The organism is Streptomyces sp. NPDC014734 (assembly GCF_043083325.1).
Lineage (GTDB): Bacteria > Actinomycetota > Actinomycetes > Streptomycetales > Streptomycetaceae > Streptomyces.
Genome location: NZ_JBIBYN010000003.1, coordinates 476433 through 500948 on the forward strand (window position 1 = coordinate 476433; position 24516 = coordinate 500948).

A 24516-nucleotide genomic window follows, 5' to 3' on the forward strand; every position below is an offset into this window, starting at 1 on the left:
CCGCCCGTCGCCCGCGCGGCATCACCCTCAGCGGCACCCGACTGCGACCGCCCCGTACGCACTGCCCCCGCACCGTCCCGACCGGAGGCACCCCGCACCCCGAAGGCAGCCCCGCCCGCGTCGAGGCTGCCTTCTCCGCGTCGTCCGCGCATCCTCGGAACTGCCCCGTTCCCACACTCCGGTGCCGAACGCCGCACAGCATTTACGGAGATGCGTCCGAATACCCCAAGCCATGACGATTTCGGAAAGTCGACGGGCCACCGAGGGCAGGCGAACCACACGACGCTGACGGGCCACGGGACGCAGGCGCTCCACACGACGCAGACGGACCGCAGGGCGCGGACGCTCCGCAGAACACGGGGAGCGCGGGCCGGACCGGCGGACGACCGTCCCTCGCACGTAGGTGCGCGCCGGCCGTCCTCGCCGCCGGAACGGCGTCGGTCCCACGGCCGACATCGCCGACCGCGGCCGATTCCTTCGAAGGAGACATCTCGTGACAGCAGCACTGAAGATCCTCGCGATCAACGGATCCGAGAGGGACGGCAACACCGCCGACGTCCTGCGGCACGCGGCCCGGACCGCCGCGGCCCGCGGTGTCGACTTCGAGACCGTCGACCTCCGTTCCATCCGGATGGAACGCTGCGGCCCCTGCGGAGACTGCAACGACCGCCCGGTGCCCTGCGCACTCGCGGACGGCGTACCCGGTGTGGTGCGGAAGATGGTCGAGGCGGACGGCATCGTCTTCGCCGCGCCCGTGCACGGCTTCGGCACCGCCAGCCTGATGCAGACGTTCATCGAACGGGCCGGGGTGGGCTTCCTGCGGTTCGACAGGCCGCTGACGAACAAGGTCGCCGGAGTCATCTCCGTCGCCCGCCGCTACAGCTCCGGCGAGGTCTGGGCCCAGCTCACGGTGAATGCCCTGCTCAACCGCATGATCGTGGTCGGCAGCGGATTCCCCGCGACCGTGCACGCACTGCACCGCGGGGACGCCGCCAAGGACGACGAGGGACTCAAGAACGTCTCCCGCATGGTCGAGCGCATGACCGACATGATGGAACTGCTCGACGAGCACCGACGACTGACCGGCCGCGAGGACGCCCTGGCGGCCCACGAGGTCAACGAACGGGTGGGCCTCGCCCTCAACGAGTCGCAGGCGCAGTCGTGAGCACCGCCCTCGTGCCCGCCCCCCACCACGCCGACGTGGCGTCGCAGGACTTCCTCGACACCTACCGGCGCCTCAGCCGCGCCTACCACGATTCCGCCCTGACCGGCGCCGAACTGGCCCGCTGGCACGGCGAACGACTGACCGCGGTACTGCGTCACGTCACGGAACGCTCCCCGTTCTACCGGCGGCACCTGGCAGGCGTGGACATCGAACGGGTGACTCCGCAGACCCTGTCGTCGCTGCCGTTCACCACCAAGGACGACTTGCGGCGCGAGATGTACGACGTGCTCTCCGGGAGCGTCGCCGAGGCGAGCATCTACTACGAGACGAACGGGACCACCGGCACCGCCACCCCCTGCCCGCGCGGCCCGAAGGACGTCGTGACGTCCAACGCGGCCGTCGAGGAGTCGTGGCGGCGCCTCTTCCGGGCCCGCTTCGGGGACCGCATGCCGGTCGTCGGACTCATGGGACCGTCCGAACTGTACGCGTTCGGGGACGTGTTCACCGCGGTGACGGCCTCGCTCGGCGCCTGCCACGTCAAGATCTGGCCCGAGTCGCCCCGGGTCGGATTCCGCAAGGCCCTGCGCCTGATCGAGGAACTCGGGGTCGAGGTCGTCGTCTGTGCCCCGGCCCTGTGCCTGAGCCTGGCCGAGGCCGCCCGGCACTACGGCCACGACCTGTCCCGGCTGCCGGTGAAACTGTTCCTGGTGCTCGGCGAGATCTGCACCCCGCAGTTCGCCGCCAACGTGTCCTCCGTGTGGCCGCACGCCGTGGTCCGTCCCGCGCTGTACGGCTCCCAGGAGGCGCTGTGCATCGCGACCGGCACCGATACGGGCGCGCTCCACCTCTCCGGCCTCAACTACCTCGCCGAACTCGTCGACCCCGACACCGGAGCACCCCTCGCCCCACCGGCCGACAACCAACGTCGTGAGGGCGAACTTGTCCTGACCATGCTGATCGACGGCATCAAACCACTGATCCGCTACCGCACCGGGGACCTCGTACGCCTCAGCCCCGCACCACCCGGCTCCGCCCTGCCCGGCCCTGTCGTCGAGGTCGTCGGTCGCGCCGCCGACCGCATCCCGCTCGGCGACACCCTGCTGCGTCCCGCCGAACTCGAAGCCGCCGTGCTGGAACGCGTACGGGGCTGCCTGGGCTACCAGGTCGTCATCGACCACGCCCCCGACGGTGGCGACACCGTCACCGTGCACCTGAACCTGACCGCCGACGTCGACCGCGCCACCACCGCCCGGGCCGTCGCAGCCGAGCTGCGGGAACGCACCGGCGCCCACGTCGGCATCGTCGTCGATACCGACACCGACATCGACCCGGTGACCCACACCGGCTCGTTCGTCAGCTGGAAGGCGGCCCGAGTCCTCGACAAACGGTGTGTACCCGACAACGCGGCACGGACCGCCCGGCGGATCGCACACCGCTACGCGATCACCACGTGAACCGAAGAATCCCGGGTTACCGGGCTCAAGGCCGAGGCTCAAGGCCGAGGACCAAGGCCGAGGACCAAGGCCCAGAACCAAGGCAAGGGCCCAAGGACCGAGAACGAAAGACGAAGGACCGAGCGATGACTGACCGGAGCCCCGCACCGGCCGGGGTGCACGTCACCACCCACACGCGCAGCCTGCCCCCCGTCCCGATGCTCCCCGCCTACCAGGCCCTCGCCGAACATTTCGGCCCCGACCAGGTCTACCTCCTCGAATCCACGGCAGGCCCGGTCCGCGACCGCAGGTACCAGTTCGTCGGCTTCGGCGCACTGCTGACCCTCTCCGTCACGGACGGGGAGGTACGCGTCGAGGGCCTGCCCGTCCTGCGCCGGCTTCTGTTGGACCGCGCCGAGCCCCTCCTCGCCGCCCCCACCCCCACCCCCACCCCCACATCTGCCCCCGACGGCGACAGCGAATCCGACGGTGACAGCGACTCCGACGGCGACAGCGACTCCGATCAGGGGATGCGCCTGCGCACCCCCCGGGACCTGTGGCCGTTGCTGCGCACCGCGCAGGCGATGTTCGACGCGCAGGGTTCGGCCGACCGGTTCCGGTTCGGCTTTCTCGCCTGCTTCGGCTACGACGCCGTTCGCTACATCGAGGAACTGCCCCGTCTCATCGACCGACGGCCTGCGGTGCCGGACGTACAACTCGTCCTGCACCGGGGCTGCGTGATCTCCGACCTGGAGCAGGGCACCACCGAACTCGTCCTGCACGAGTCCGCGCACTGGCCGCCCCTCGACGAGGACGCGCTCGCCCACCTCCTGCACCGGTCCGAACACACCCACCCCGAACCCGCCGCCGACATCTCTCCCGACGCCTTCCCCGATTCCTTCCCCGAGGCCACCGTCATCGACGACACCGAACCCGAGGTGTTCGCCGCCGACGTCGAGCGCTGTCTGAAACACATCGCCGTCGGCGACATCTACCAGGTCCAGATCGGCCACGAACTGGCCATCCGGTCCGCCGCCGACCCGGTCGACGTCTACCGGCGCCTGCGACGACGCAACGCCTCCCCGTACATGTATCTCGCCGGTGTCGGCGGGCAGCGCGTCATCGGGGCCAGCCCCGAACTGTTCGTACGGGTCGAGGGCACCACCGTCACCATGCGCCCGATCGCCGGCACTCTGCCGCAGACCGGGCAGGACGACGGGGCCGGGGCACTCCGGCTGAGCTCGGATCCCAAGGAGATCGCCGAGCACACCATGCTGGTGGACCTGTGCCGCAACGACATCGGCCGGATCAGCCGCCCGGACACCCTTCAGGTTCCGGACCGACTCACCGTCGAGCGCTACTCGCACGTCCTGCACCTCGTCTCGACCGTCATCGGCGAGGCCGAACACGACGAGGACGCCTTCGACATCATTGCCGCGCTGTTCCCCGCCGGAACGATGACCGGTACCCCGAAGATCCGTGCCATGGAGATCATCGAGTCCGTCGAGCGCAATCGTCGCGGCCTGTACGCGGGGGCCCTCGGCCTGATCGATGTCGGCGGCTACACCAACCTCGCCCTGTGCATCCGCACCCTGTTCCACCACGACGGTGTATTCCGCACCCGGGCCTCGGCGGGAATCGTCGCCGACTCCCGCCCCGATGCCGAATGGCGCGAGACGCTGGCCAAGATGAGTGCCGCCCACTGGGCGGTCACCGGAAGGGAGTTGCTGTGACCGTGGCCCCCGACACCACGCGTCCCCAGGGGCCGGCACGGCCGAAAGTCCTGGTGGTCGACGCGTTCGACAGCTTCGTCGACATCCTGCGCCAGTACCTCATGTCCGCCGACGCGGTCCCCGTCATGGTCCGTTCCCACGCGCTGCGGCTCGACGAAGTGCGGGGGATGGGTCTGGACGCGATCCTCCTGGGTCCCGGCCCCGGACATCCCGACACCTCCGGGCATGTGGAGATCGTCTCCGAGTTCGCCGGTGAACTGCCCCTGTTCGGGGTCTGCCTCGGCCACCAGGCGATAGCGCGCGCGTACGGCGCGGGCGTGGTGGCGGCCCGGCACCTGATGCACGGCAAGACCAGCCGGATCGAACACGACGGCAGGGGGCTGTTCACGGGACTGCCCGCCGGATTCGAGGCGACCCGGTACCACTCCCTGATCGTGCCGGCGGACACCGTTCCGCCGTCCCTGGAGATCACCGCCCGTTCCGCCGACGACGGCTACGTCATGGGTCTGCGCCACCGGACACTCCCCGTCGAGTCCGTGCAGTTCCACCCCGAGAGCTTCCGTACCGATCACGGCATGCGCCTCGTCACCAACTTCCTCGACGGCGTCCGGAACCCCGCCGCCGCGGATCGACGGACCGTGACCGTCTGACTCCCCGCCGACGACCCCTCACCGGTCGCACACCCGCCCGTACACCCGCAATGCCGCATGACCGCGTACCCGTACGCCTGCACAACCGCACACCCGGAGATGCGCCGGCCCCCGCACACGCACGAGGATGTCGACCGAGTGAGTGCCGGACAGCAGGCTTCGACGCACCGCAACGGAGGCGCAGTGGACTTCTGGAACAGCAAGGCGGAGACCATGCCCCGCGACGAGTTGCTGGCCTGGCAGTGGCGCAAGCTCCGGCGAGCCCTGGACAACGCGCGGAGCAGGTCGCCGTTCTGGGCCGAACGCATCCCCGACGGCATCACGTCGCTCGCCGACTACACGGCGCGCATGCCGCTCCTGTACAAGTCCGATCTGCTCGCGGCGGAGGCGACGGCGCCCCCCTACGGCACCTGGCCCTCGCTCGACCCGTCGACGGCGGTGCGCCACCACCAGACCAGCGGCACCAGTGGTAACCCGCCGGTCCGCACGTTCGACACCGAACGCGACTGGTCGTGGTGTACGGACACCTTCTGCACAGCCCTGTACAGCAACGGGGTCCGCTCCCATCACAAAGGGCTGGTGGCCTTCGGCTACGGCCTGTTCGCCGGGTTCTGGGGCATGCACTACGCGCTGGAACGCATGGGCTGCACCGTCATCCCCGCGGGCGGCCTCGACTCCCGGGCCCGCATCCGCCTGCTCGTCGACTACGGCATCGAGGTCGTCGGCCTCACTCCGAGCTACGCGATGCGACTGATGGAGACGGCGCGGGAGATGGGCGTCGATCTCGCCCGGGACGCCAACGTCGAGATCATCCTGGCGGGCGCGGAACCGCGGTCCGACTTCACGACACGCACCATCGAGGAGGCGTTCGGGGCCCGGGTGTTCAACGCCGCCGGAACCACGGAGTTCGGTGGTGTGTTCATGTTCGAGTGCCCTTCGCGGCGCGGTGCCTGCCACATCATCGAGCCCTCGGTCATCGAGGAGGTGCTCCACCCGGAGACCAAACAGCCCGTGGGCTACGGGGAGGAAGGGGTCCGGGTAACGACGGGGCTGAACCGCGAGGGCCTCCAACTGTTTCGGCACTGGACCGAGGACATCGTCGTCAAGCGCCCCCACACCGCATGCGGCTGCGGCCGGACCTGGGACTTCCTCGACGGCGGCATCCTGCGCCGGGTCGACGACATGCGCAAGATCCGCGGGGTGTCCATCACCCCGGTGATGATCGAGGACGTGTTGCGCGGCTTCACCGAGGTGAACGAGTTCCAGACGTCGATCCGACAGATCCGCGGTCTCGACACCATTCACATACGCGTCGAAGCGGGCCACCTCTCAGGCCCGGCCGCGGCAGACCTCTGCGACCGCATCACGAAGGAGTTCAAACACGAGACGGGCCTGCGGCCCGAGGTGGAGCCGGCCGATCCCGGCAGCCTGCCCCGATCGAACTGGAAGGCGGCACGACTGCATGACGAACGCACGACCGTCCCTCACGCCTGAGGAGGAGCAACAGCTTCTCGACGTCTACCGCGTCCTGAGCGACCTGGCCCGCACCTGCCAGGTGCCCGCGGTCTCCGCCTCCGTCCGTGCGGCCCTGGCCCCCCTCCACACAGCCCTGGACGGCCAGGACCTGGGCCACGACCACTACCGCCACCCCGACGACACCCTCGCGGCCTGACCGGCTTCCCCACGTTCCAACTTCTCAACATCCCTCGTGACCATGGCATGTTGGGAAACAATGAAGTGTGCTGAATTCAGAGGAACGGGCGGCAGCCGGGCGGCAAGAAGCGCGGGAAGGGGTGGACGCGCACCTCGCGGTGATGACCGAGGCCCTGGACGCTCGGGGTTTCGGACCGGTGCGGAGAAACGTCTACCGGGACGAGAGCGGTGACGGGACCGGCGACATGGGGTGGCTGTGGCTGCGCGCCGATCCGCCGTTGCACCCGGATGAGCCGCACGACTGCGTCGTCCGGTACAGCGAGGCCGACGACAACTGGCAGGTATCCGCGCCGGGAGGACGAATCCGGCAGATCTCGGGAACCGGCGATCCGGCCGCGGTCGCCGAACTTGTCGTCGCGGAATCCGGCAGGGGCCCGGACCTTTCCGTCCCGAGCGGTGCCGCCGAGGTCCCGGCCGTACGCGATGTGCCCGAGTGGGTGGCCATGGTGCTCGGCGGTGCCGCCACCTCGCTGGTCCTTCCTTTCGTGGAGGCCCTGGTGGGGAAGTCCGCCGAGGACGCCTACGCCGGCCTGCGTGCCCGACTGCGCAGACGCCGCCCGAGCGTGGAACCGGCCCCCGCTTCCGCCCCCATACCCACTCCCGCTTCCGTCCCCGTCCCCGCTCACCCGGCACCACCCGCCGCATCCGAGTACGTCAGCGTGCTCGACCCCGAAGCCGATCTGCACCTCGTGGTACCGGACCCGGTTCCCCCGGAGGCCCTGCGTCGACTGGCCGCCATGGACCGGGCCGAACTCCGCGGGCGCACGCTCGTGTGGGACGAGAGCCGAGGGGAGTGGTTCCGGTGCCGGAGGGCCTGACCCCGGAAAGCTCCGACGCGGACCGCGCCGACCCCGTACTCCGCCGGATCTCGGCCTATTCCCGCCGACGAGACCCCCACGTCCTGATGGAGGACGCCGCGGAGCAGGAGGCCGCCGGAGCTCTGGAGGCCGCCGTACGCGACGTGCTGCGCAGCGGGCAACTGGACGTGCAGCCGCATCTGCGTCTCCTCGAACGGGTCGGCTGGCTGTTCTGGCTGCGTGCCACGACGGAGCCGCAGCGCGACTCCCGGCACGACCGGGACCTGCACCTGGCTCTCGCGCTGTTCGCCCCCCTGTGCGACGCCGAGCCGGAGTCCGTCCCGGAAGCCGTACGCCGCGTCATGCCGTCCCCTCCGCAGCCGGGTACACCCCAAGTCCGCAACTGGAACGATCTGGCAGGAGTCCTCCTCCAGGAGACCGGACCCTACGACCGGACGGCGCAGTTCGCTGCCACCGCGGTGCTTCAGCTCGGCATGGCCATGTCCGAGGCTGACGCGGACCGCGCCCGGTCCACCAGCAACACCGCGCACGTCCTGACCCTGCTGCACGAGCACCATGCAGTTCCGGACACCATGACGTCCGCCATCGGTCTGGCGCGACGCCTGCTCTCGGAAGCCCCTGACGGGACCCCCGAGCAGGCCCAGTACCTGGCGCGGCTGTGTGACACTCTGCGCGTGTCCTACCTGTCCGGGCACACCCCGGACGCGCTCGGCGAACTCATCGGCCTGACCCGCGAGGCGCTGGAGATCCTGCCGAACGGTCACCCGGACCGGCCGGACCACACCACCAACCTCGCCGGCCTGTTGCACCGCCGGTACGACGAGACGGGCGACACCGACTCCCTGCGCGAGGCGGTGGCCCTGAACAGATCCCTGGTCGCGTCCCTCCCACCCGGACATCCGGCCGTCGTCCGAGAGCTCAACAATCTCGCCTTCCACCTGGAGACGCTGGCCGGGCTGGACGGTGGGCTCACCGACGCCACCGACATCACCACGCTGAACGAGATCATCGCCCTCGGCCGCACCGCGCTCGCCCCGACGGTGGGCCAGGAACCCCCGCCGGAACTGCGCATCACCCTGATGGCCAACCTCAGTCGCTGGCTGAGGGCGCGTGCGCGGCTCGCCCCGTCCCGGAACGAGGCCGCCGACGACACCGACGAGGCACTGCGACTCGCACGACGGGCACACGACAGCTCCCCCGGTTCTCCGGCCGGAGTCGTCCTGGAGGCACTTGCCAACGCCCTGTGCGACATCTACGCCCGCACCGGGGAACGAGACGCCCTCGACGAAGCGGTGGCCGTCCTGCGGAAGGCAGTCGATACGGCGGGCACCCCGTCCCTGCTCGCCACGCGGCGCTTCCTGCTCGGTGCCGCGCTGAACAACCGATACGTGGATCTCCGTAACCCCGAGGACGCACACGAAGCGGCCCGGACACTTCGCGAAGTTGCCAACTCCCCCGGCGCCCCTGTCGGCGACCGTCTGAAAGGCGCCTGGAACGCGGGCAAGCTGGCCCTCGCTCTCGACGAGCCCACCACCGCCGCCGAGGACCTGACTCTTGCTGTTGGCCTCCTCCCGAAACTCATCGAACAACAGTGGCGGGACGAGGACCGGGCACGGCGCCTCTCAGCCTTCGCGCCCCTCCCGACGGTGGCCGCCACGTGCCTGATATCCACAGGCGACCCCGAACGGGCACTGGAACTCCTGGAACAGGGGCGTGGACTGATCCACGGCGAGTCGGAGGCCATGGCGGCGGACCTGGAACGGCTGCGTGCCCGCTCTCCCGAACTGGCGACCGCACTCGAAACGCTGCCGGACCGACACCGGACGGTCGCCGCACCGGAAGCCGGTCGAAGGCATCAGCCGACCGAGCGGCGGAAGCAACTGATGGCCGAGGTCCGGCGGTTACCGGGATTCGAGGAGTTCCTCCATCCGCCCCGCATCGAGGAGATCCTCGCCGCCTGCGAGGCGGGCCCCGTGGTGGTGCCCCTGGCGGGCAGGAACGGCGACGACTCCCACGCACTGATCGTGACGGAGAACGGTGTCCGCTGCCTCCCCCTGCCCCGGCTCACCAAGGACACCATGAGGGCACTCGCCACCGGCATCCTCGCCGGAACCGAACGGGCGCTGGACGCCGAACGCTCCGTACGCGAGCGGATGGCCGCCGAACAGGATCTGCGATCCGGCCTGACCCTGCTGTGGGACGCCGTCGTCGGACCCGCCCTCGATGCTGTACGCGATCTTCCCCGCGGCGACACGGACGAATCGGCCGACCCGCCTCGCCTGTGGTGGTGTCCCACCGGCCTGCTCGCCCACTTCCCCCTCCACATGGCGGAGCACCCCGAGGACGGCTCCGCCTTCGACCTGGCCGTCTCCTCCTACACCCCCACGATCCACGCACTGGGCCGGGCACGCCGGGCGGGTCCGTGGCGGGCAGGCACCGGGAGTCGGCCGCTGGTGGTCGCGGTGCCCCGCGCACCCGGAGTTCCCGATCTCCCCGGCGTCGACGAGGAAGCGGCGGTTCTTCTCGGCCTGCTCCCGGGCGCCCGTCTCCTGCGCGGGCAGGCCGCCACGCGCGGGCGTGTGATGGCGGAACTCCGGAATCACGACATGGTCCACATCGCGGGCCACGCCGGATACGACGCCGACCGACACCACGAGGGCCACCTCGTCCTGCACGACGGCAGGCTGCACATCAACGACATCGCACGCGCTCGCGCCGGCGGCGGAGGCCTGGCCTTCCTGTCCGCCTGCGGCACCGCCCGCAGCCGCCTGGACGTTCCAGACGAGTCGTTGAACCTGCTGTCCGCCTTCCAACTGGCCGGCTACACCCACCTGGTGGGAAGCCTCTGGCCCGTGGCGGACCAGGTCGGCGTCCGCCTGGCCGAAGCCTTCTACCAGCACCTGACCAGCCATCAGGAATCGGGTGTCGCGGGTGTCGCCCACGCGCTCCACCATGCGGTGTCCCGGCTCCGGACCCGCTACCCCGACCGCGCCTCGCTCTGGGCCTCTCACCTACACATCGGCCCATGAACCACACAGCCGACCCGTGCGGCGGGCCTCCGACCGGCCGCCCGCCGCACGGGCCGCCGCCCGGGTCGCCGATGGCCCGCCGCGTCCCGGACGTCGGGCCGTCGACGCGTCCTACCGCCCGGGCTTCTCCTCCTCGGACCACTGCCGAAGCCGTTGCCGCAGCCATGCACCGAGAGTCGCGAAGTCGTCGTCGGTCAGACCGAGACGGGCATCGACTCGGTGGAGCAGGGCGTGTCCCGGGTGATGGGCGGCGACCCAGACCCGATCGGTGCCGGTGATCTCGTCGTCGACCCAGACGAACGACCGCCCCGCTGCCCGCTCGACGAGCGCACGGGTCTTCCAGTGCAGCCCGTCGCGTGCGTCCTGCTCGTCGACGTCGGACGGCTCCGGCCAGACCACCACGGCCGATCGCGGAAGCCCGATCAGCGGAGCGACGCACTCATTCGCGTCGTCCATCCACGTGGTGGCCCAGACCACCTCGCACGGAAGCGCGGCCAGCTTGGGCCCGTGCCCAGGATTGATCCTGGTCAGAAGCGGATTGCCGTCGGCCCCACCCAGATCGGAACTCGTGAGGCGGGTCGGATACCGCTGAGGCTCCGCGCCGAACGGGATGAGCGGCCCATCGACATCGAGGAAGAGAAGAGGAAGCTGTACCGAGCCCGTCACAACAACTCAGGATAGTGGCGGGTGCGGGTGCGGGTGCGGGTGCGGGTGCGGGTGCGGGTGCGGGTGCGGGTGGGGGCGAGCGAGTGCCGCCGTCGATTCCGCGTGGTCAGCCTGTCACGGGTTGCCACCGCTCTTCCCGCGCCGGATTGACACCGCTGCGCCACACCAGCGCCCCACCGACCAGCCCGGGTGTGTCCCGCGTGGCCAGGGCCGGAGCCTCAAGCATGTCGGCGGCCTCTTCCAGATAGGTGACCAGAGTGTCGAGTTCTTCGCGGGGGCCTTCCCCGGGCTCCTCGTCGGAGAATCCACCGGGGCCGTCGTGGTAGCGGGACCAACGCCCGAGGTAGCCGGTCGCGGTGTCCAGGTACAGGCCCGAGGTGTTGTCGGCCGGGCCCAGGGCGACAACCGGAACCCAGGTGGCCTTCCATACGGTGATCCGGTCGTACTCGGGGCGGCGGGCGTTGAAGGTGTCCTCGTGGGTCTGGGAGTCCGTCTTCAGCCGATGGACAGCGGCCACGGCGTCCAGGGGCATCAGGGCCTCACCGCCCGGAAGGCACCCCCGGCCATTGACCCCGTCGTCGCCGCCGGTCAGCAGCCACAGGACGTGCAACTCGACGGGTATGCGGATGCCGAGACCCTTTTCCAGGGCGGCGATGCCGGCGGGGTCGGCTCCCGCGCGGAGTGCGGCATGGGAGTCGGGGGCGTTGTGCCGGAGCCAGTCGGTGATGCGCCGCCAGGCATCGGCGACCTCCCGTACGGTGACCGCGCGGTCGGCAGCGGCAGCAGGCCGCCCCCCGCCGAGACCCCGGCCCCGGTCCTGATCCGGGTCCTGCCCCTGAGCGCTCCCGACTCCCTCGATCTCCCCGACCTCCCCGACGTGCCCACCTGTCACAGTGGGCTCAGCAGGTTCGGTGTGTTCGGTGGAGAAGGCCGGGCTCACGTACCGGATCTGGATTCGGTCGGGTTCGCGGATGTAGCCGATGGCCAGAGCGGGGCAGTCCTCGATCAGGTCCCCGTCGATTGTTGTGGTGAGGATGCCGGGCAGCCCCGAAGGCCGGCCCATGTCCGGGTCGTCGGCCAACCGGCCGGCCAGAATCTTCAGGGCATAGGGGACGCCCGCCCCGATCCGACTGGCGGTGTCGCGCAGGTGCGAGGGAATCTCGACGTCCACGGCCTGGTGCTCCTTGCCGATCCGATGGAAGGCGGTGTCGCCCCCACAGTAGGGCTCCCGCGCTCACAACCTGCCGCACCTCCGAATCCGAATGCCCGACACCCGCACACTCCACCGGCACACCGGCCGGGCGCGAGAACCCGATGGTGGCAACAACGGGGGACACGCACACCTTCGTCTCCGCCGGGCTCCGATCGGGGAGACACCGATGACCTCCGACGGCGCCCACCTCCACGTCGGCACCGGAACGACGCCGCCCACCCATGCGTCGTGCGTCGACGCGTGCGGACACGCCCGATACCCTGGCCGCCGGGGGAGGGGTATGCGATGGCTTTCACGCCGGACGAGCCGGGCGTACGGATACCCGGGACCGCCACCATCGGAACTCACATCCAGACCCGCGGCCGCTTCACCGCTCATTGCCCGGTCACCCGTGGCGGAGCGGAGCCGGCCGGCTCCGGTGGCCGGACCCAGTTGCCCGGCCGGACGAGCGCCATCGGCGAGGCCGCCCGCGCTGGTGCCCACACGATCCGTATGCCGTGCGCCCAGGGGCGCCGGAGTACGCGAACTCCCGGCGGTTCATGGCGCCGCCCGGGCCGCCACCATCGACGGAACCAACACCCTTCCACCCACCGGCGCCAACCATGATGGGGATCCGTACACCGTGTTGATCGACACCGGGGCCGAAGGGTTCCCCCCGATCCTCGCCGACCACTTCCGCGAGGGTCCCCACCTCGACGAGATGCGCACCGGACCGGAAGCAGGCTCCAGGACCGGATCCGGATCCGGATCGGAGATCACCGCCTGCGGCTTCTGGTCACGTCGTTCCCCCCTCGGGTGCGTGAGCGCATGAGCACGGCGTGGGCCGTCGTTCTGAGCGCGGTACTCGGGCTCTCAGCCCTGCTGGTCTGGGGCCTGGTGTTCTCCGACTGGCGGAAGTCGAAGTCCCCGCAGTCCCCGCACGATCCGGCCCACTACTTCCATCGACGAATGGACTCGTGGGAACGGGCCCCTGGAACGCTCTCCTCGTGGCAGCAGGGCGGCCCCTCGGCCACCGGCGATTCGACGACCGACGGTGTCGAAGTCGCCCGGATACTCACCCTCCTGGACGGCACCAGCAGCGAGGACGGAGGCGGCGTGGGCGCACGAATGGAACTGGTACTTCCGGACGGCTCGACGACCACCGTGCACACGGAAGTGGGGAACGTCAGGAATGTGCGCCCCGGCATGTTCGTACCGGTCCAACCCCTGCCGGAGGGGGTCAGTCACGTGCTGGGCGACATGGTCGAACTTGCCTCGGACCTCTCGGAACCGAACGTCCGCAGCGTGCTGCTGGAACACCGGCATCGCCTCGGCCTCCTCGACGACGAGAGCTATGACGTGCTCGTGAACGGGCACCCCGAGACCGTGGACCTCACCGCCGTGCGGCCGACGGGTCGTGTGCGCTCCGAGCATGTCGAGGTCGAGGTCGCATACGCCTCCGGCGGCGGCAGCGACAACGGAACCGCGACGGTACGGGGGTTCCTGCGGCCCGAGGAGATCGCCACGTTGCGGCACACCGGTCAAGCCCTCGTCGCCCGATCGACGGAAGGGCGGCGGGCCCTGTGGCCGGCCTGGTACTGAGATGACCGACGATCACACCCCTGCGCTCCCGGACACGGGGACACCGGATGCGTTCATGCGCGCCGCACATGCCCGGCAGCTCCGGAGGATGCGCGCGCGCCGACGCGTATCCTTGCCGCTGGCCGCCCTCACGATCGTGGTCACCGCCATCGGGCTCACCACCTTCGACTGGCTCTGGTGGATGACGCTACCGAGCAGCCTGTGCGTGCTGATCCTGCTCGGATGCGCGAACTTCGTCAGCGACGACGAAGTCGAACGCCCACGTCCCGACACCGTGCTGGAAGTCGCCTGCGTCGTCGGCGTCGAGATCACCAGCTGGGCCCGTGCGGATCCCGGCGGCGTCCACCGCGTGCGCGTGATCGCCCGCCCGCTCGCCTCCGAAGCCGGCCAACTCGTGCACGGCTACCGGACCTTTCGCGCCGACCGAGGCTGCCGGATCGCGCCGGGAATGCTGTTCGGCTTCCGCCGTCACCCGGCCATGAAGCACCTCGTCTGGATCGAACCGCACCACGATCCCCTTGCCCTGCTCCACCACCGTGAGGGCACCGATCCGGCACCGAGTACCCGGCCCGAGGACGCGACCATCGAGTCCGTAGCCGTCACCGACGAGCACGACGGAGACCGGTGGCAGACCACGATCAAGATCCGTACCGACGACGGGACGCGGCTCACCGAGACCTCGTACCGACTGCCCGAGGAACTCGGCAAGTTCGAGCCCGGTCACCGCGTCCAGATCATCCGCCGCCAGAACGCCCCCGGCGCCCTCACTCCCACCCCCACCACAACCACCTGCTCCATCGTGCCCCGCACGCTGTGAGCACCCCGTCCATGGCGACCGGCCCCGTCCCCGGACCTCCACGAGCCACGAACAACACAGCTCCGCCCCGTTGCTCACCCCACCACCTCAGGCCCACCACCTCACACTCCGCAGCCTCATGCCTCACACCCCACCACCTCACGCCCCACGACTTCCGCTTCCGCGACGGCTGCCATCCGCTGCCACGGGCGTGGCGCATGCAGGGGCAGGAATACGCCGTGGAGCAGAAAGAGTTCATTGCCGACGAGCTCGGTCTCCGGCGCCCCGCGTCCCCCCTCAAGAATTCATCGTGCCCCACGAACAGCGGCACCGCCCCCTCGCGACCGGACTCCTGGAGGCGGTCGCCGGTGGTCGGGCGGCGGCCTGGAGTCTGCTCCCCGCGCATGCGGGGATGCTTCCGAGGCATTGAGGCTCGATGCGCATGGACGATGCACCCAGTCAGTTCCGGCGGCTCGGTTTCTGGAGTGGAGACCGGCTTCCCCAGGTCGTCGTTGACCGCGTTCCACGACGGCGTCGGGCTCTCTCAGACCTGGCTGCCGTGCGGCGGTGACGCGGGGCCGCTCGGTGTGCCCACCGGGGTGAGCTGTGGCCGCTTGGCGGTGTGGCCGTCGCCGGAGGAGCGGCCCTGGAGGCGCCGGACGAGCCAGGGGCCCAGGAAGGCGGCTGCCCAACGAAGTTCTCCAGGGGCGGCGCGCCATCCAGTGGGCGGGGGCGTCGTCGGTGTGGTCAAGGGGCGGGTCCAGGTGTCGTCGGCGCCCGGCAGATCAAGCGCGTGGGCGAGGGCGGCGGCGATGCGTTGGTGACCGAGTGGGCTCGCGTGAAGGCGGTCCGGGCTCCACAGACGGGGGTCCGTGACGACGGGGTGACGGGCCGTTTCCGCGACGGTGACGCCATGGCGGTGGGCGGCTTCGCGTATGCGCTGGTTGAGGGCTGCGATGCGCGGTGCGAGGGGGCGGGCGAGCGGGGTGATGCGGGCGAGGTCGGGGAAGGTGAGGGTGGCGACGTGGGTGCCTTGGGCCGTGAGGGCGGCGAACATCGCCTCCAGTTCGCCGGAAACATGATCGGCGTCGAAGCGGGGACGAAGGATGTCGTTGACTCCGGCGACGACGGTGGCCAGGTCGGGGCGCAGCTTCAGGGCCGGGGCGAGCTGTTCGGCGCGAACCTGCGCCGTGAGGCGACCCCGTACGGCGAGGTTGGCGTAGACGAGGTCGGGGTTGTCGTGTGTGAGGTGTCCGGCGAGACGGTCGGCGAAGCCGCGCGGATTGGTGTCGTCGCCGTCGCCCAGGCCCTCGGTCTGGCTGTCGCCGAGCGCGACATAGCGGTTGTAAGGCATGTCAGCGCTGGCCATGGGCCTGCCGCCTTTCGTTCAGGACCGTGATCGTGTGCTCGCACCAGTCGCGGTTGCCCTGTTCGAAGGCGAGGCCGCGCATGCACGTCAGATACGGACCGATGCGGTCGCCGTGGCGCAGGAACTCCTCCTCCGTACGGTCGCCACGCATGCCGCGCAGCAACGTGTCGAAGAGGTCGATCTTCGTCTGGGCGAGAACGGCCCGCTCGCGAAGTTGCACGACCAGGGTTTCCGCGTCGACGTGGTCGGCGGCCTGGACCTTGACGAGGAGGTCGTCGCGAATGAAGGAGGGCTTCTCGGAGGCGGCCGTGAACTCATCCAGCTGAGACAGCCCCGCTTCGGTCACGCGGAACAGGCGTTTGTTGGGCCGGGACTTCTGGATCACCTCGCGGCCCGCGATGAGCCCGTCCGTCTCCAGGCGGGCCAGCTCGGCGTAGACCTGCTGCGGCTGGGCGTGCCAGAAGTTCGCCACGCCGAGGTCGAACGACTTGGCCAGTTGGTATCCGCTGAACTCGCCGTCGAGCAGCGCCGCCAGTACGGCGTGTCGTAGCGCCATCGGTTCGTCTCCCTACATGTACCTGTCGCCGGACCTCGCAACATGGTAGTCATGAAAATGACTAATCATCTTCATGATTGAGGGAGGAGCGGCCATGTCGGCTGCCGACCGTTTCCGTGCTGCCGTGGACCGGCGTGATCTCGCGGCCATGGACGACCTGTTCACCGAGGACATCCGCCTCTACAGCCCGGTGAAGTTCACCCCCTTCGAGGGCAAGCCGATGGTGCTCGGTCTTCTCCGGGTCCTGCTTCGTACATTCGAGGACTTCCGCTACATCGGCGACCACACCGGCACCGCACAGACCAGCACCGACGGAACGTCAGCCCCGTCGGCGGTGCTGCTCTTCCGCGCCGGTGTCGGCGGCAAGGAGATCCACGGCGTAGACCTGCTGCACCTCGACGAGGAGGGCCGGATCAAGGAGTTCACCGTCATGGTTCGCCCCCAGTCCGCCGTTCACGCGCTCGGCGAAGCGGTCCTCGCCGGCCTGGTGGAGGACGGCCTTGTGCCGGCACCCTCGGGCCAGTAGACGCACACGGGCACGCTCCTAGGTCGTGCCCCGTAATTGATCTTGTGGTTGGGAATTGTTGTTGAGCTCGTGGTCAGTGATCGAGAAGACTGCCGCTGTGAGCTCTCGACGTTTCGTAGCACTTGATCAGGACGGTACAGCCGACGGGTGGCTACACGTGGTCGTCGAGGCCTCGACCGGTGTCGTCTACCAGCAGCAGTACGGTGGCCACATGTGCCGTCAGGGGCGGGTGGAGGGCTTCCTGGTGCCGGTGTTCGGTCCTGACGCGCTGGACGCGCTGCGCCGGCTGTTCGAGAAGGACTTCGCCGGCGTCGGCACGTGGAACTACTCGTGGCCGGACGACAAGCGCGCAAGGCTGCGCGGAATCATCGAGGGGATTCCCTACTGGGCATCCGACGGACACACGGAGAATCTGCACGCCCTGAGGCTGGACGAGAGCCGAATGCGTGACGCCGACGAGGCCTGGGTGCCGGTGATCACGCCGGACGGACCCGGAGTGCTGCTTTGGGCCAACTCGGACTGAACCACGCGATCAGTCCTCCGCCCCGAGCCGGAAGACTGGCGCGTGTATCGAATGTGCTGGTCGTCGGCGTGACACTGCCGAGGACGAGCCGAAATCGCATGAGATCTTCGCCCAGTCATGTTGAAATCAATCACTATGAATGATTATTTTCTCAATGAAGCCGACTTGATGGACAGGATGGAACGGAACCTGGCGGAACATGCCTGTCACCTGCACCGGGGAATGACCGGCGCGGCCGTTGCAGATGCTGGTGACCTCCTGATCGCGGACAGCGGGCTGGACGACGACACTTTCAACATCGTTGCCGCGGCCCGCTTCACCGCCGCCGACGCCACGGCACGTATCGCCGAGACCGCTGGGACGCTGGCCCGCACCGGCCGTCGTTTCTCCTGGTGGGTGGGGCCCGCCTCGACGCCGGTGGACCTCACCACCCGCTTGACGGCGGCCGGTCTGCCGGCATCCGAACGTGAGACGGCGATGTGGGCCGAACTTGATGACACCGTGCCACTGCCTGATGTCCGGGGACTGGACATTCAGCGGGTGACCACGCCCGAACAGCTCGCCGACTACGCCACGGTTCTTGCGGCGAACTGGGACCCGCCCGCAGACACCGTCCGCGGCTTCTTCGCCCAGGCCGCCCCGCAGGCACTGGCCACGCAGTGCCCGGCCCGGTACCTGGTCGGCTACGTGGAGGGCCGTCCGGTCTGCTCCGCTGAAGTGTTTCACCACGCCGGAGTCGCCGGCATCTACAACATTTCCACCCTGGCCACCCACCGCCGATGCGGCTACGGCGGTGCCATCACACTGGCGGCACTCCGCACGGCCCGCGACCGGGACCACCGCATCGCGGTCCTTCAGGCGTCAGCCGACGGCGAGCCCGTCTACCGCCGTCTGGGGTTCCGCTCCTGCGGCCGGTTCACCGAACACGCCGTCAACCCCTGAACCCCCCCGGACTCCACCGGCCCTTCGCCCGCCTCTCCTGACGGTGGTGGTCACCACCAGTCGTGATGGCCGCCACGAGGACAGTGGTCTCGTGGCGGACCCCGCGAGCCTCTCGTGTCTCGTGACCACAGCGCGGTTCCTTTCGAGGAGATCGATGCCGCACTCGTCGGCGTGCGGAGCCCTGTGATCCTTGGCGTCGAACCCGGGCGGTTGGTCACCGTGCGAGCCGAACTTCTTGCGGTCGCGGATCTGGTCGGCCCTGTCCGTGATGGTGCGGCGAATGCCGCGTCGGCGCAGGTGGGCACGGTTCTACGACAGTACGGTCCGTCGTCCGGCGGCAGTTGGTAGCGTGATCGTCGTGACGGAGCTGGAAGAGTTGGTCCTGACCCCCGAGGAGCGAGCCCGGGGAGTCCGAGTCGACCGTGTGGTGTTCATCATGGACTGGACCGGTGAGGACTACCCGGGCCAGCTGGCAGCGTTCGTGGCCGGTCGTGTACGGGCCTTCGGGGCGGAGCCGACAGACGTCGACACCACCGTCGTCTACGACCGGGCCGAGGCCGATCCGACTCTCCGCCGCGGTGATTTCCCGGTTCGCCAGCTCGATCATCTGTCCGCCGTGCTGGCAGGCGTCGGCTGCACGCTCCTGGTGCCGGACAACGGCACCGACACCTATGAGGTCATGGTCGCGCAGACCGGTGAGCGTGAGCTGACCGGGCTGACGTACGTGGGCCTTCCGGTGCGGGTCTGGGGCTCGGAACCCGAAGAGACGCTGGTCAGCCTGGACTGCCCGAACTGCTCGGCGATGCTGGTCTGGCAACTGCCGGCGACCCAGACCCTGGCCGACGAACGTTGCGATTGTGGAGCCGTGTTGTTCGACACCACCGGCCGTCCGCTGCCCAACGTCACTCTTCACGACTGAGCCGCTCGGCATTCGTCGGCCTCGGCTCACCCTCATCGACGTACGGCTCACCGAACGCGGAGTCCACTGGTCCCGGCGACCCGTACCCGCTCGCCTTCACTCACGGTCATCCACGCCCGGCACTTCGTGATCGTCGGGTCCGGATTCCGCGCCGAGGGTGTCGGTGGTCAAGGTTGTGGCGCGGTCGTGGCCCCGGGCCAGGGGCCCGAATGCCCGCGCCCCGGGTCCGACCGTGCCCCGAGCCTCACCGGGCGCCGGGCGGCGTCAGGCACGGTCGATGACGTCCCCGTCCTTGTCCTCGGCGCCGGGACCGTCCCCGGCACCGGGACCGTCCTCGGCGTCGGCGGGAACAGGGGCGTCCTGCTGCGCGGTTTCGCGGCGGGGGAGCAGCAGCGGGGAGGCGAGGAGGACGACTCCGGCGGCGGCGATCGCGGTGCGGGTACCGGCGACGGCGGCGAGTACACCCCATACGGCGGTGAGGGCCGCGATGGCGGCGCTGCTGCTGACCGACCATGCGGACAGGGTGCGGGCGACCCGGCCCGGGTCGGTGTGGTCGAGCCGGTAGGTGGCCAGTACGGGGTTGAACACGGCGCAGCTGGTCACCAGGCCGAGCTGGACGACGATGATGAGGGCGATCCCGGGGGTTCCGGGCTGGACGAAGGCCAGTCCGACCGACCAGCATGCGCGCAACGCCCCGGAGGTCAGGAGCACCGTGCGTCGGCCGAACCGTGTCACGAGTCGCTGCGTCAGGCGGGAGCCGACGAGGCCGCCGATGCATGGGGCGGCGAAGACGAGACCGTACTGCCACGGGGTGAACCCGAGGCGGCCCAGGAGGAGCACGGCGAGCAGCGGTTGGGTCGCCATGATCAGGCCGTTCACGGTGATCGAGTTGAGGAGGAGCGGACGCAGCACCGGGTGCGCGAGGATGTGGCGCCATCCTTCGAGCAGGTCCCGGGCGCGCAGCCGTGGTGCGTCGGCGCGTGCGGGCAGCGGTTCCGTTCCGCCGATGGCGCGGATGCCCAGTGCGGAGAGCAGGTAGCTGATCGCGTCGGCCACCACGGTCGTCATCGGGCCGAACGCCCCGATCGCCGCTCCACCGAGTGGCGGGCCGATCATGGTGGAGGCCCATGTCGTGGATTCGAACCGGCTGTTCGCGACGAGCAGGTCCTCGCGCGGCACGAGTGTCTTCAGATAGGCGCCGCAGGCCGCGCCGAAGGCGATGTTGGCCGCGGCGACCACGACCGAGACGACGAGCAGCTGGGTGAAGGTGAGCCAGCCGAACGCGAACGCGGCGGGGACGCTCATCGTCGCCGCGAACCGGACCAGGTCCGCGGTCACCATGACCGGTCGTTTGCGGCGGAACTCCACCCAGGGGCCGAGCGGCACCGCGATCACGGCCCCCACCGCCCGTCCCACGGCGGCCAGTGCCGCCACCTGGGCCGGCCCGGAGTGCAGTACGAGGACCGCGATCAGGGGAAACGCGCCGAACGCGAGTGATGTGCCGTACGAGCTGACGGCGTACGCCGCCCACAGCCGCCCGAACCGATGCCCCAGCGCACGTCCACCCGCCATACCCGCCGCCATACCTCTCGCCGATGTGAACGACTGCCCGCCGACCGCTCGCCGATCGCCTGCCGACCGCCCGTCGACTGCCGAACGCCCACCCGCCGAGGGCCGGTCACCCGCCGAGCGCAGGCCGACCACCGGCATCCAAGCGGGTGGCGGGCGACGGGATCAAACAACCGATGAGCCGCGGCAGCACAACCAATCGTTGTGTCGATACGCTGGCCGACGTGGATCTTGAAGCCGTGCGCACCTTCGTGACCGCCGCGGACGCGGGGCGGTTCCAGGACGCCGCCGCCGAACTGTCCGTCACTCAGCAGGCTGTTTCCAAACGCATCGCCACCCTGGAGAAGAACCTCGACGTGCGGCTGTTCACCCGTACCGCGCGAGGGGCGAAGCTCACCGTCGACGGGCAGGCGTTCCTGCCCCACGCCCGGGACCTCCTGCGGGCCGCCGAGCGGGCGGTCGCCTCCGTTCGTCCCGGACGCCGTGCGCTGCGCGTCGACGTGATCGGCCGACGGCTCGCCCCGGCCGCCCTGCTGCGTGACTTCCAACGTGCCCGCCCCGGGACCGAACTCGATGTCGTGACCCTCTTCGACGTCGATGCGGCCGTCGATGCGATCCGGTCCGGCACGATCGACGCGTCCTTCCGCGCCGTCACCATGCCCGGTCGGCAACTGCCCGACGACATCGGAGCCGTCCGGGTCCACGACGAGCCGATCCAACTCCTCGTCGGACCGGATCACGACCTGGCCGCCGTGCGCTCGGTCACGCCCGCCGAACTCGTCGGGAGCCGCATCTGGATGCCCGGCATCGTCCCCGGGACCGAGTGGGCCGCCTACTACGACGCCCTCGCCGCCGCTTTCGCACTCACCATCGAGATCACCGGCCCCGACTTCGGCGCCGAACCCCTGCTGGAAGCCCTCGCCACCTCCCGGTCGCTGGCTACCTTCGTCGGCGAGCGGACCCATCTCGTCTGGCCCGCCGATCACGGCCTGCGGCGTATCCCCGTGCGCGGCCCCGTACCGGTCTACCCGCACTCCCTGCTGTGGCATCGAGACAACCGGCACCCGGTGCTCGACGCCCTCCGCGACCACTTCCGTCCCGGCCGGGCGGACCGCTCCGACGCCGGGACCTGGAAACCGGCATGGGCGTAGGCCGTTTCTTTCGGATCCTGCCGGGCCCGCGAGGTCGGTGCACCCGACGTCGTGATGCCCGGAACGTGTCCGCCGATGGGGCTTTCCCCGATCGAGGGGTCAGGCGCACGCCCAGCGTGGCACCCACACATCGCCGGATGTCTCAGGTGCCGTCGCGCGCAGGTAGTCGCGCAGCCCGGTCAGCACCGGATGTTTGTCTCCGGCGCGGAACAGCAGGGTGTGAGGGCAGGCCGGTGTCGGGTCGTGCAGGGGGATGCGTCGTAGGTCGTGGGTCCGGGGCCACAGGTACCGGTCCCCGGCTCCGACGAGGGTGGCCAGATCGGCCGAGTCGGCCAGCGCGTCCATGAGGGCCTCGTCGCCGAAGTCGGGGCCGAGCGCGTCGATGCTCAGTCCGAACTCCGCGGACAGCGCCTCATAGAACGCCGACCACTCCGTGCCGGGCCGGTCTCCGGTTCGTCGGCCGCCTCTGCCGGACCAGGAGCGGGACCGGAACGAGGCGGGGAGCCGGGACCGGTACGGGGGTGGGGAACGGGACCGGTACGGGGGTGGGGAACGGGGAAGACGTGCACCGGTGTCCCGGCGCCGTGTGTGCGCCGGTGCCCATACAGCCTTCAGGCGAAATCGGTGGCGGGCTCGGTGGCGTAACGGCTCATCGTCCGGATGCCGGCTTCCGCCGTCAGCGCCTGGCCGCCGGCGATCATGTCCCTCAGGTCCCGGAAGTACTGCACGTACAGGTCCGGTGTGAAGGTGCTGAGCATGACGGCGGGTCGGTCGGTCGTGTTGGCGAAGGTGTGGGGGGCTCCGGGCGGCACCATCACGAGTGTGCCCGCGGCGGCGTCGTAGTCCTTGTCCCCGACCGTGAACCGCACCGTGCCCGAGATGACGTAGAAACCCTCGTCGTGCCGGGCGTGACGGTGCTGCGGAGGTCCGGGTGTGTGCGGGGCGAGGACGGACTCGGCGATCCCGAGGCGGTGTCCCGTGTTGCTGCCGTCCTCCAGGACGCGCAGTCGCGTGGTGCCCAGGAGGATCGTCTCGCCGTCGTCCGGACCGACCACCGATACGGCGGGGTCGGCGGAGGACTGCTCGGGCTCAGTGGTCTTCGGTTCGTCGCTCATGCCTCGATTCCACCGGCGAGGCCCGGCGACTGTCCAAGACCCGTTCCGCCGTGTCGATGCCGTACGGGTATCGTCGCAGCATGGAGCTACGCACGCTGCGCTACTTCGTGGCGGTCGCCGAGGAGCTTCATTTCGGTCGGGCCGCAGTGCGGCTGCACATGAGTCAGCCGCCGCTGAGCCGGGCGATCAAGCAGTTGGAGACCGAGGTCGGAGCCGCGCTGTTCGAACGGTCGCCGACCGGCGTCGGACTCACTCCGGTGGGGGCGGTGCTGCTCGACGAGGCGCTGGCCCTGCTCGACCGGGCCGACCAGGTCCGTGTACGCGTGGCCGCGGCGATCGGCACCGCGACCGTCACCCTCGGCATCCTGGGCGATGGTGCCGACCCGCGTGTGACCCGCTTGGCCACCGCCTACCACCGGCGACACCCGGGCGTCGAGGTCCGCATCCGCGAGGCCGACCTGACCGACCCCACCTGCGGGCTGCGCGCCGGGCTTGTCGATGTCGCCCTGACCCGTGGACCGTTCGACGAAACCGGCCTGACCGTACACGAGTTGCGTACCGATCCGGTGGGCGTCCTGCTGCGCGCCGACGATCCACTGAGCCGTCGCGACAGCCTGGGACCGGCCGACCTGGCCGACCGCCGCTGGTTCCGCTTCCCGGAGGGCACCGACCCCGCCTGGCAGTCGTACTGGCACGGTGGCACACCTCGCGAGGGTCCGGTGGTGCGCTCCGTCCGGGAATGCCGACAGGCCGTGCTCTGGAACGGAACGATCGGCATGACCCTCCTGGACCACGAGCCGGTGGAGGGACTGACGGTGGTGCCACTGACCGATGTGCGGCCGAGCCGTGTGGTGGTGGCGTGGAAGGAGGGCGAGAGCGACACGAACCCGCTGATCCGCTCGTTCGCCCGGATCGCCCACGCCTGCTACCGGGACTGAGCGTTTCACCTCCTGCCGGGACCGGTGGGTCACTACGCACCGGGGCCGGGCGTCTCACCGGAGTCGCGTCCGATTCCGCGGTCGCGTTCGGTCTGCTGCTGCATCCGAGGA

23 protein-coding genes are annotated in these 24516 nt (G+C 70.0%); 16 read left to right on the forward strand and 7 right to left on the reverse strand.

Going from position 1 to position 24516, the window contains the following annotated elements; translation table 11 throughout:
- Positions 1-493 precede the first annotated feature (493 nt).
- From ACF1CT_RS08525 to ACF1CT_RS08560, 8 genes are all read left to right on the forward strand, one after another.
- On the forward strand, positions 494-1165 hold the full coding sequence (locus tag ACF1CT_RS08525; protein WP_391783012.1) for a flavodoxin family protein: 672 nt from the start codon (positions 494-496) through the stop codon (positions 1163-1165).
- On the forward strand, positions 1162-2619 hold the full coding sequence (locus ACF1CT_RS08530) for a phenylacetate--CoA ligase family protein (RefSeq protein WP_391783013.1): 1458 nt from the start codon (positions 1162-1164) through the stop codon (positions 2617-2619). The genes ACF1CT_RS08525 and ACF1CT_RS08530 overlap by 4 nt, the downstream gene beginning before the upstream one ends.
- A 125-nt stretch (positions 2620-2744) precedes the next feature.
- The gene (locus ACF1CT_RS08535) at positions 2745-4331 is read left to right on the forward strand and encodes an anthranilate synthase component I family protein (RefSeq protein ID WP_391783014.1); all 1587 of its coding nucleotides are present in this window, start codon (positions 2745-2747) and stop codon (positions 4329-4331) included.
- Positions 4328-4981: an anthranilate synthase component II gene (locus ACF1CT_RS08540; protein WP_391783015.1), complete on the forward strand. Its 654-nt coding sequence runs from the start codon at positions 4328-4330 to the stop codon at positions 4979-4981. The genes ACF1CT_RS08535 and ACF1CT_RS08540 overlap by 4 nt, the downstream gene beginning before the upstream one ends.
- Positions 4982-5164: 183 nt before the next feature.
- The gene (locus ACF1CT_RS08545; RefSeq protein WP_391783016.1) at positions 5165-6475 is read left to right on the forward strand and encodes a phenylacetate--CoA ligase family protein; all 1311 of its coding nucleotides are present in this window, start codon (positions 5165-5167) and stop codon (positions 6473-6475) included.
- Positions 6444-6653 (forward strand): DUF6052 family protein, encoded by a 210-nt coding sequence (locus ACF1CT_RS08550; protein WP_391783017.1) that lies wholly within the window; start codon positions 6444-6446, stop codon positions 6651-6653. Before ACF1CT_RS08545 ends, ACF1CT_RS08550 begins: the two co-directional genes overlap by 32 nt.
- Before the next feature lie 67 nt (positions 6654-6720).
- The gene (locus tag ACF1CT_RS08555; RefSeq protein ID WP_391783018.1) at positions 6721-7512 is read left to right on the forward strand and encodes a hypothetical protein; all 792 of its coding nucleotides are present in this window, start codon (positions 6721-6723) and stop codon (positions 7510-7512) included.
- Entirely contained in the window at positions 7497-10541 is a 3045-nt protein-coding gene (locus ACF1CT_RS08560) for a CHAT domain-containing protein (protein WP_391783019.1), read from the forward strand. Before ACF1CT_RS08555 ends, ACF1CT_RS08560 begins: the two co-directional genes overlap by 16 nt.
- Before the next feature lie 111 nt (positions 10542-10652).
- Here ACF1CT_RS08560 and ACF1CT_RS08565 read toward each other — a convergent pair whose 3' ends face one another.
- Positions 10653-11207, reverse strand: a complete 555-nt coding sequence (locus ACF1CT_RS08565; protein WP_391783020.1) for an HAD domain-containing protein — start codon at positions 11205-11207, stop codon at positions 10653-10655.
- Positions 11208-11313: 106 nt separating this feature from the next.
- Complete coding sequence (locus tag ACF1CT_RS08570) at positions 11314-12378, reverse strand: hypothetical protein (RefSeq protein WP_391783021.1); 1065 nt, start codon at positions 12376-12378, stop codon at positions 11314-11316.
- A gap of 849 nt (positions 12379-13227) precedes the next feature.
- Here ACF1CT_RS08570 and ACF1CT_RS08575 point away from each other — a divergent pair.
- Together ACF1CT_RS08575 and ACF1CT_RS08580 are read left to right on the forward strand one after the other, a co-directional pair.
- Entirely contained in the window at positions 13228-14001 is a 774-nt protein-coding gene (locus tag ACF1CT_RS08575) for a hypothetical protein (RefSeq protein WP_391783022.1), read from the forward strand.
- A gap of 55 nt (positions 14002-14056) precedes the next feature.
- The gene (locus tag ACF1CT_RS08580; RefSeq protein WP_391783023.1) at positions 14057-14818 is read left to right on the forward strand and encodes a hypothetical protein; all 762 of its coding nucleotides are present in this window, start codon (positions 14057-14059) and stop codon (positions 14816-14818) included.
- 523 nt (positions 14819-15341) lie between these two features.
- Here the strand turns inward: ACF1CT_RS08580 and ACF1CT_RS08585 are convergent.
- Positions 15342-16166, reverse strand: coding sequence for an SGNH/GDSL hydrolase family protein (locus ACF1CT_RS08585; RefSeq protein WP_391783024.1), 825 nt, complete (start codon positions 16164-16166; stop codon positions 15342-15344).
- Positions 16153-16722: a PadR family transcriptional regulator gene (locus tag ACF1CT_RS08590; RefSeq protein WP_391783025.1), complete on the reverse strand. Its 570-nt coding sequence runs from the start codon at positions 16720-16722 to the stop codon at positions 16153-16155. The genes ACF1CT_RS08585 and ACF1CT_RS08590 overlap by 14 nt, the downstream gene beginning before the upstream one ends.
- A 94-nt stretch (positions 16723-16816) precedes the next feature.
- On the opposite strand from ACF1CT_RS08590, the gene ACF1CT_RS08595 reads away from it, so the two are divergent.
- From ACF1CT_RS08595 to ACF1CT_RS08610, 4 genes are all read left to right on the forward strand, one after another.
- On the forward strand, positions 16817-17248 hold the full coding sequence (locus ACF1CT_RS08595; protein WP_391783026.1) for a nuclear transport factor 2 family protein: 432 nt from the start codon (positions 16817-16819) through the stop codon (positions 17246-17248).
- Between the two features lie 157 nt (positions 17249-17405).
- Complete coding sequence (locus ACF1CT_RS08600; protein ID WP_391783027.1) at positions 17406-17771, forward strand: DUF6210 family protein; 366 nt, start codon at positions 17406-17408, stop codon at positions 17769-17771.
- Positions 17772-17948: 177 nt separating this feature from the next.
- Complete coding sequence (locus ACF1CT_RS08605; RefSeq protein ID WP_391783071.1) at positions 17949-18713, forward strand: GNAT family N-acetyltransferase; 765 nt, start codon at positions 17949-17951, stop codon at positions 18711-18713.
- A gap of 358 nt (positions 18714-19071) precedes the next feature.
- The gene (locus ACF1CT_RS08610) at positions 19072-19632 is read left to right on the forward strand and encodes a hypothetical protein (RefSeq protein ID WP_391783028.1); all 561 of its coding nucleotides are present in this window, start codon (positions 19072-19074) and stop codon (positions 19630-19632) included.
- A gap of 264 nt (positions 19633-19896) precedes the next feature.
- Here the strand turns inward: ACF1CT_RS08610 and ACF1CT_RS08615 are convergent, their stop codons facing one another.
- Positions 19897-21204 carry an MFS transporter gene (locus ACF1CT_RS08615; RefSeq protein WP_391783029.1) on the reverse strand — a complete coding sequence of 436 codons (1308 nt, stop codon included), beginning with the start codon at positions 21202-21204 and terminating at the stop codon, positions 19897-19899.
- A gap of 221 nt (positions 21205-21425) precedes the next feature.
- On the opposite strand from ACF1CT_RS08615, the gene ACF1CT_RS08620 reads away from it, so the two are divergent.
- Positions 21426-22352, forward strand: a complete 927-nt coding sequence (locus ACF1CT_RS08620; protein ID WP_391783030.1) for a LysR family transcriptional regulator — start codon at positions 21426-21428, stop codon at positions 22350-22352.
- A 99-nt stretch (positions 22353-22451) separates the two neighbouring features.
- Here ACF1CT_RS08620 and ACF1CT_RS08625 read toward each other — a convergent pair whose 3' ends face one another.
- Entirely contained in the window at positions 22452-22697 is a 246-nt protein-coding gene (locus ACF1CT_RS08625; RefSeq protein WP_391783031.1) for a hypothetical protein, read from the reverse strand.
- Positions 22698-22963: 266 nt separating this feature from the next.
- Entirely contained in the window at positions 22964-23467 is a 504-nt protein-coding gene (locus tag ACF1CT_RS08630; protein WP_391783032.1) for a cupin domain-containing protein, read from the reverse strand.
- Between the two features lie 80 nt (positions 23468-23547).
- Between ACF1CT_RS08630 and ACF1CT_RS08635 the strand changes: the two genes are divergently transcribed.
- A complete protein-coding gene (locus ACF1CT_RS08635; protein WP_391783033.1) occupies positions 23548-24405 on the forward strand; it encodes a LysR family transcriptional regulator in 858 nt (285 codons plus the stop codon).
- Positions 24406-24516: the final 111 nt, after the last annotated feature.

Bases quoted from the DNA above. Each gene is read 5' to 3' on its own strand.
- ACF1CT_RS08535 (WP_391783014.1), top strand. From the start codon at position 2,745: ATGACTGACCGGAGCCCCGCACCGGCCGGGGTGCACGTCACCACCCAC.
- ACF1CT_RS08550 (WP_391783017.1), top strand. From the start codon at position 6,444: ATGACGAACGCACGACCGTCCCTCACGCCTGAGGAGGAGCAACAGCTT.
- ACF1CT_RS08575 (WP_391783022.1), top strand. From the start codon at position 13,228: ATGAGCACGGCGTGGGCCGTCGTTCTGAGCGCGGTACTCGGGCTCTCA.
- ACF1CT_RS08580 (WP_391783023.1), top strand. From the start codon at position 14,057: ATGCGCGCCGCACATGCCCGGCAGCTCCGGAGGATGCGCGCGCGCCGA.
- ACF1CT_RS08585 (WP_391783024.1), bottom strand. From the start codon at position 16,166: ATGGCCAGCGCTGACATGCCTTACAACCGCTATGTCGCGCTCGGCGAC.
- ACF1CT_RS08590 (WP_391783025.1), bottom strand. From the start codon at position 16,722: ATGGCGCTACGACACGCCGTACTGGCGGCGCTGCTCGACGGCGAGTTC.
- ACF1CT_RS08595 (WP_391783026.1), top strand. From the start codon at position 16,817: ATGTCGGCTGCCGACCGTTTCCGTGCTGCCGTGGACCGGCGTGATCTC.
- ACF1CT_RS08605 (WP_391783071.1), top strand. From the start codon at position 17,949: ATGGAACGGAACCTGGCGGAACATGCCTGTCACCTGCACCGGGGAATG.
- ACF1CT_RS08615 (WP_391783029.1), bottom strand. From the start codon at position 21,204: ATGGCGGGTGGACGTGCGCTGGGGCATCGGTTCGGGCGGCTGTGGGCG.
- ACF1CT_RS08625 (WP_391783031.1), bottom strand. From the start codon at position 22,697: ATGGACGCGCTGGCCGACTCGGCCGATCTGGCCACCCTCGTCGGAGCC.
- ACF1CT_RS08630 (WP_391783032.1), bottom strand. From the start codon at position 23,467: ATGAGCGACGAACCGAAGACCACTGAGCCCGAGCAGTCCTCCGCCGAC.
- ACF1CT_RS08635 (WP_391783033.1), top strand. From the start codon at position 23,548: ATGGAGCTACGCACGCTGCGCTACTTCGTGGCGGTCGCCGAGGAGCTT.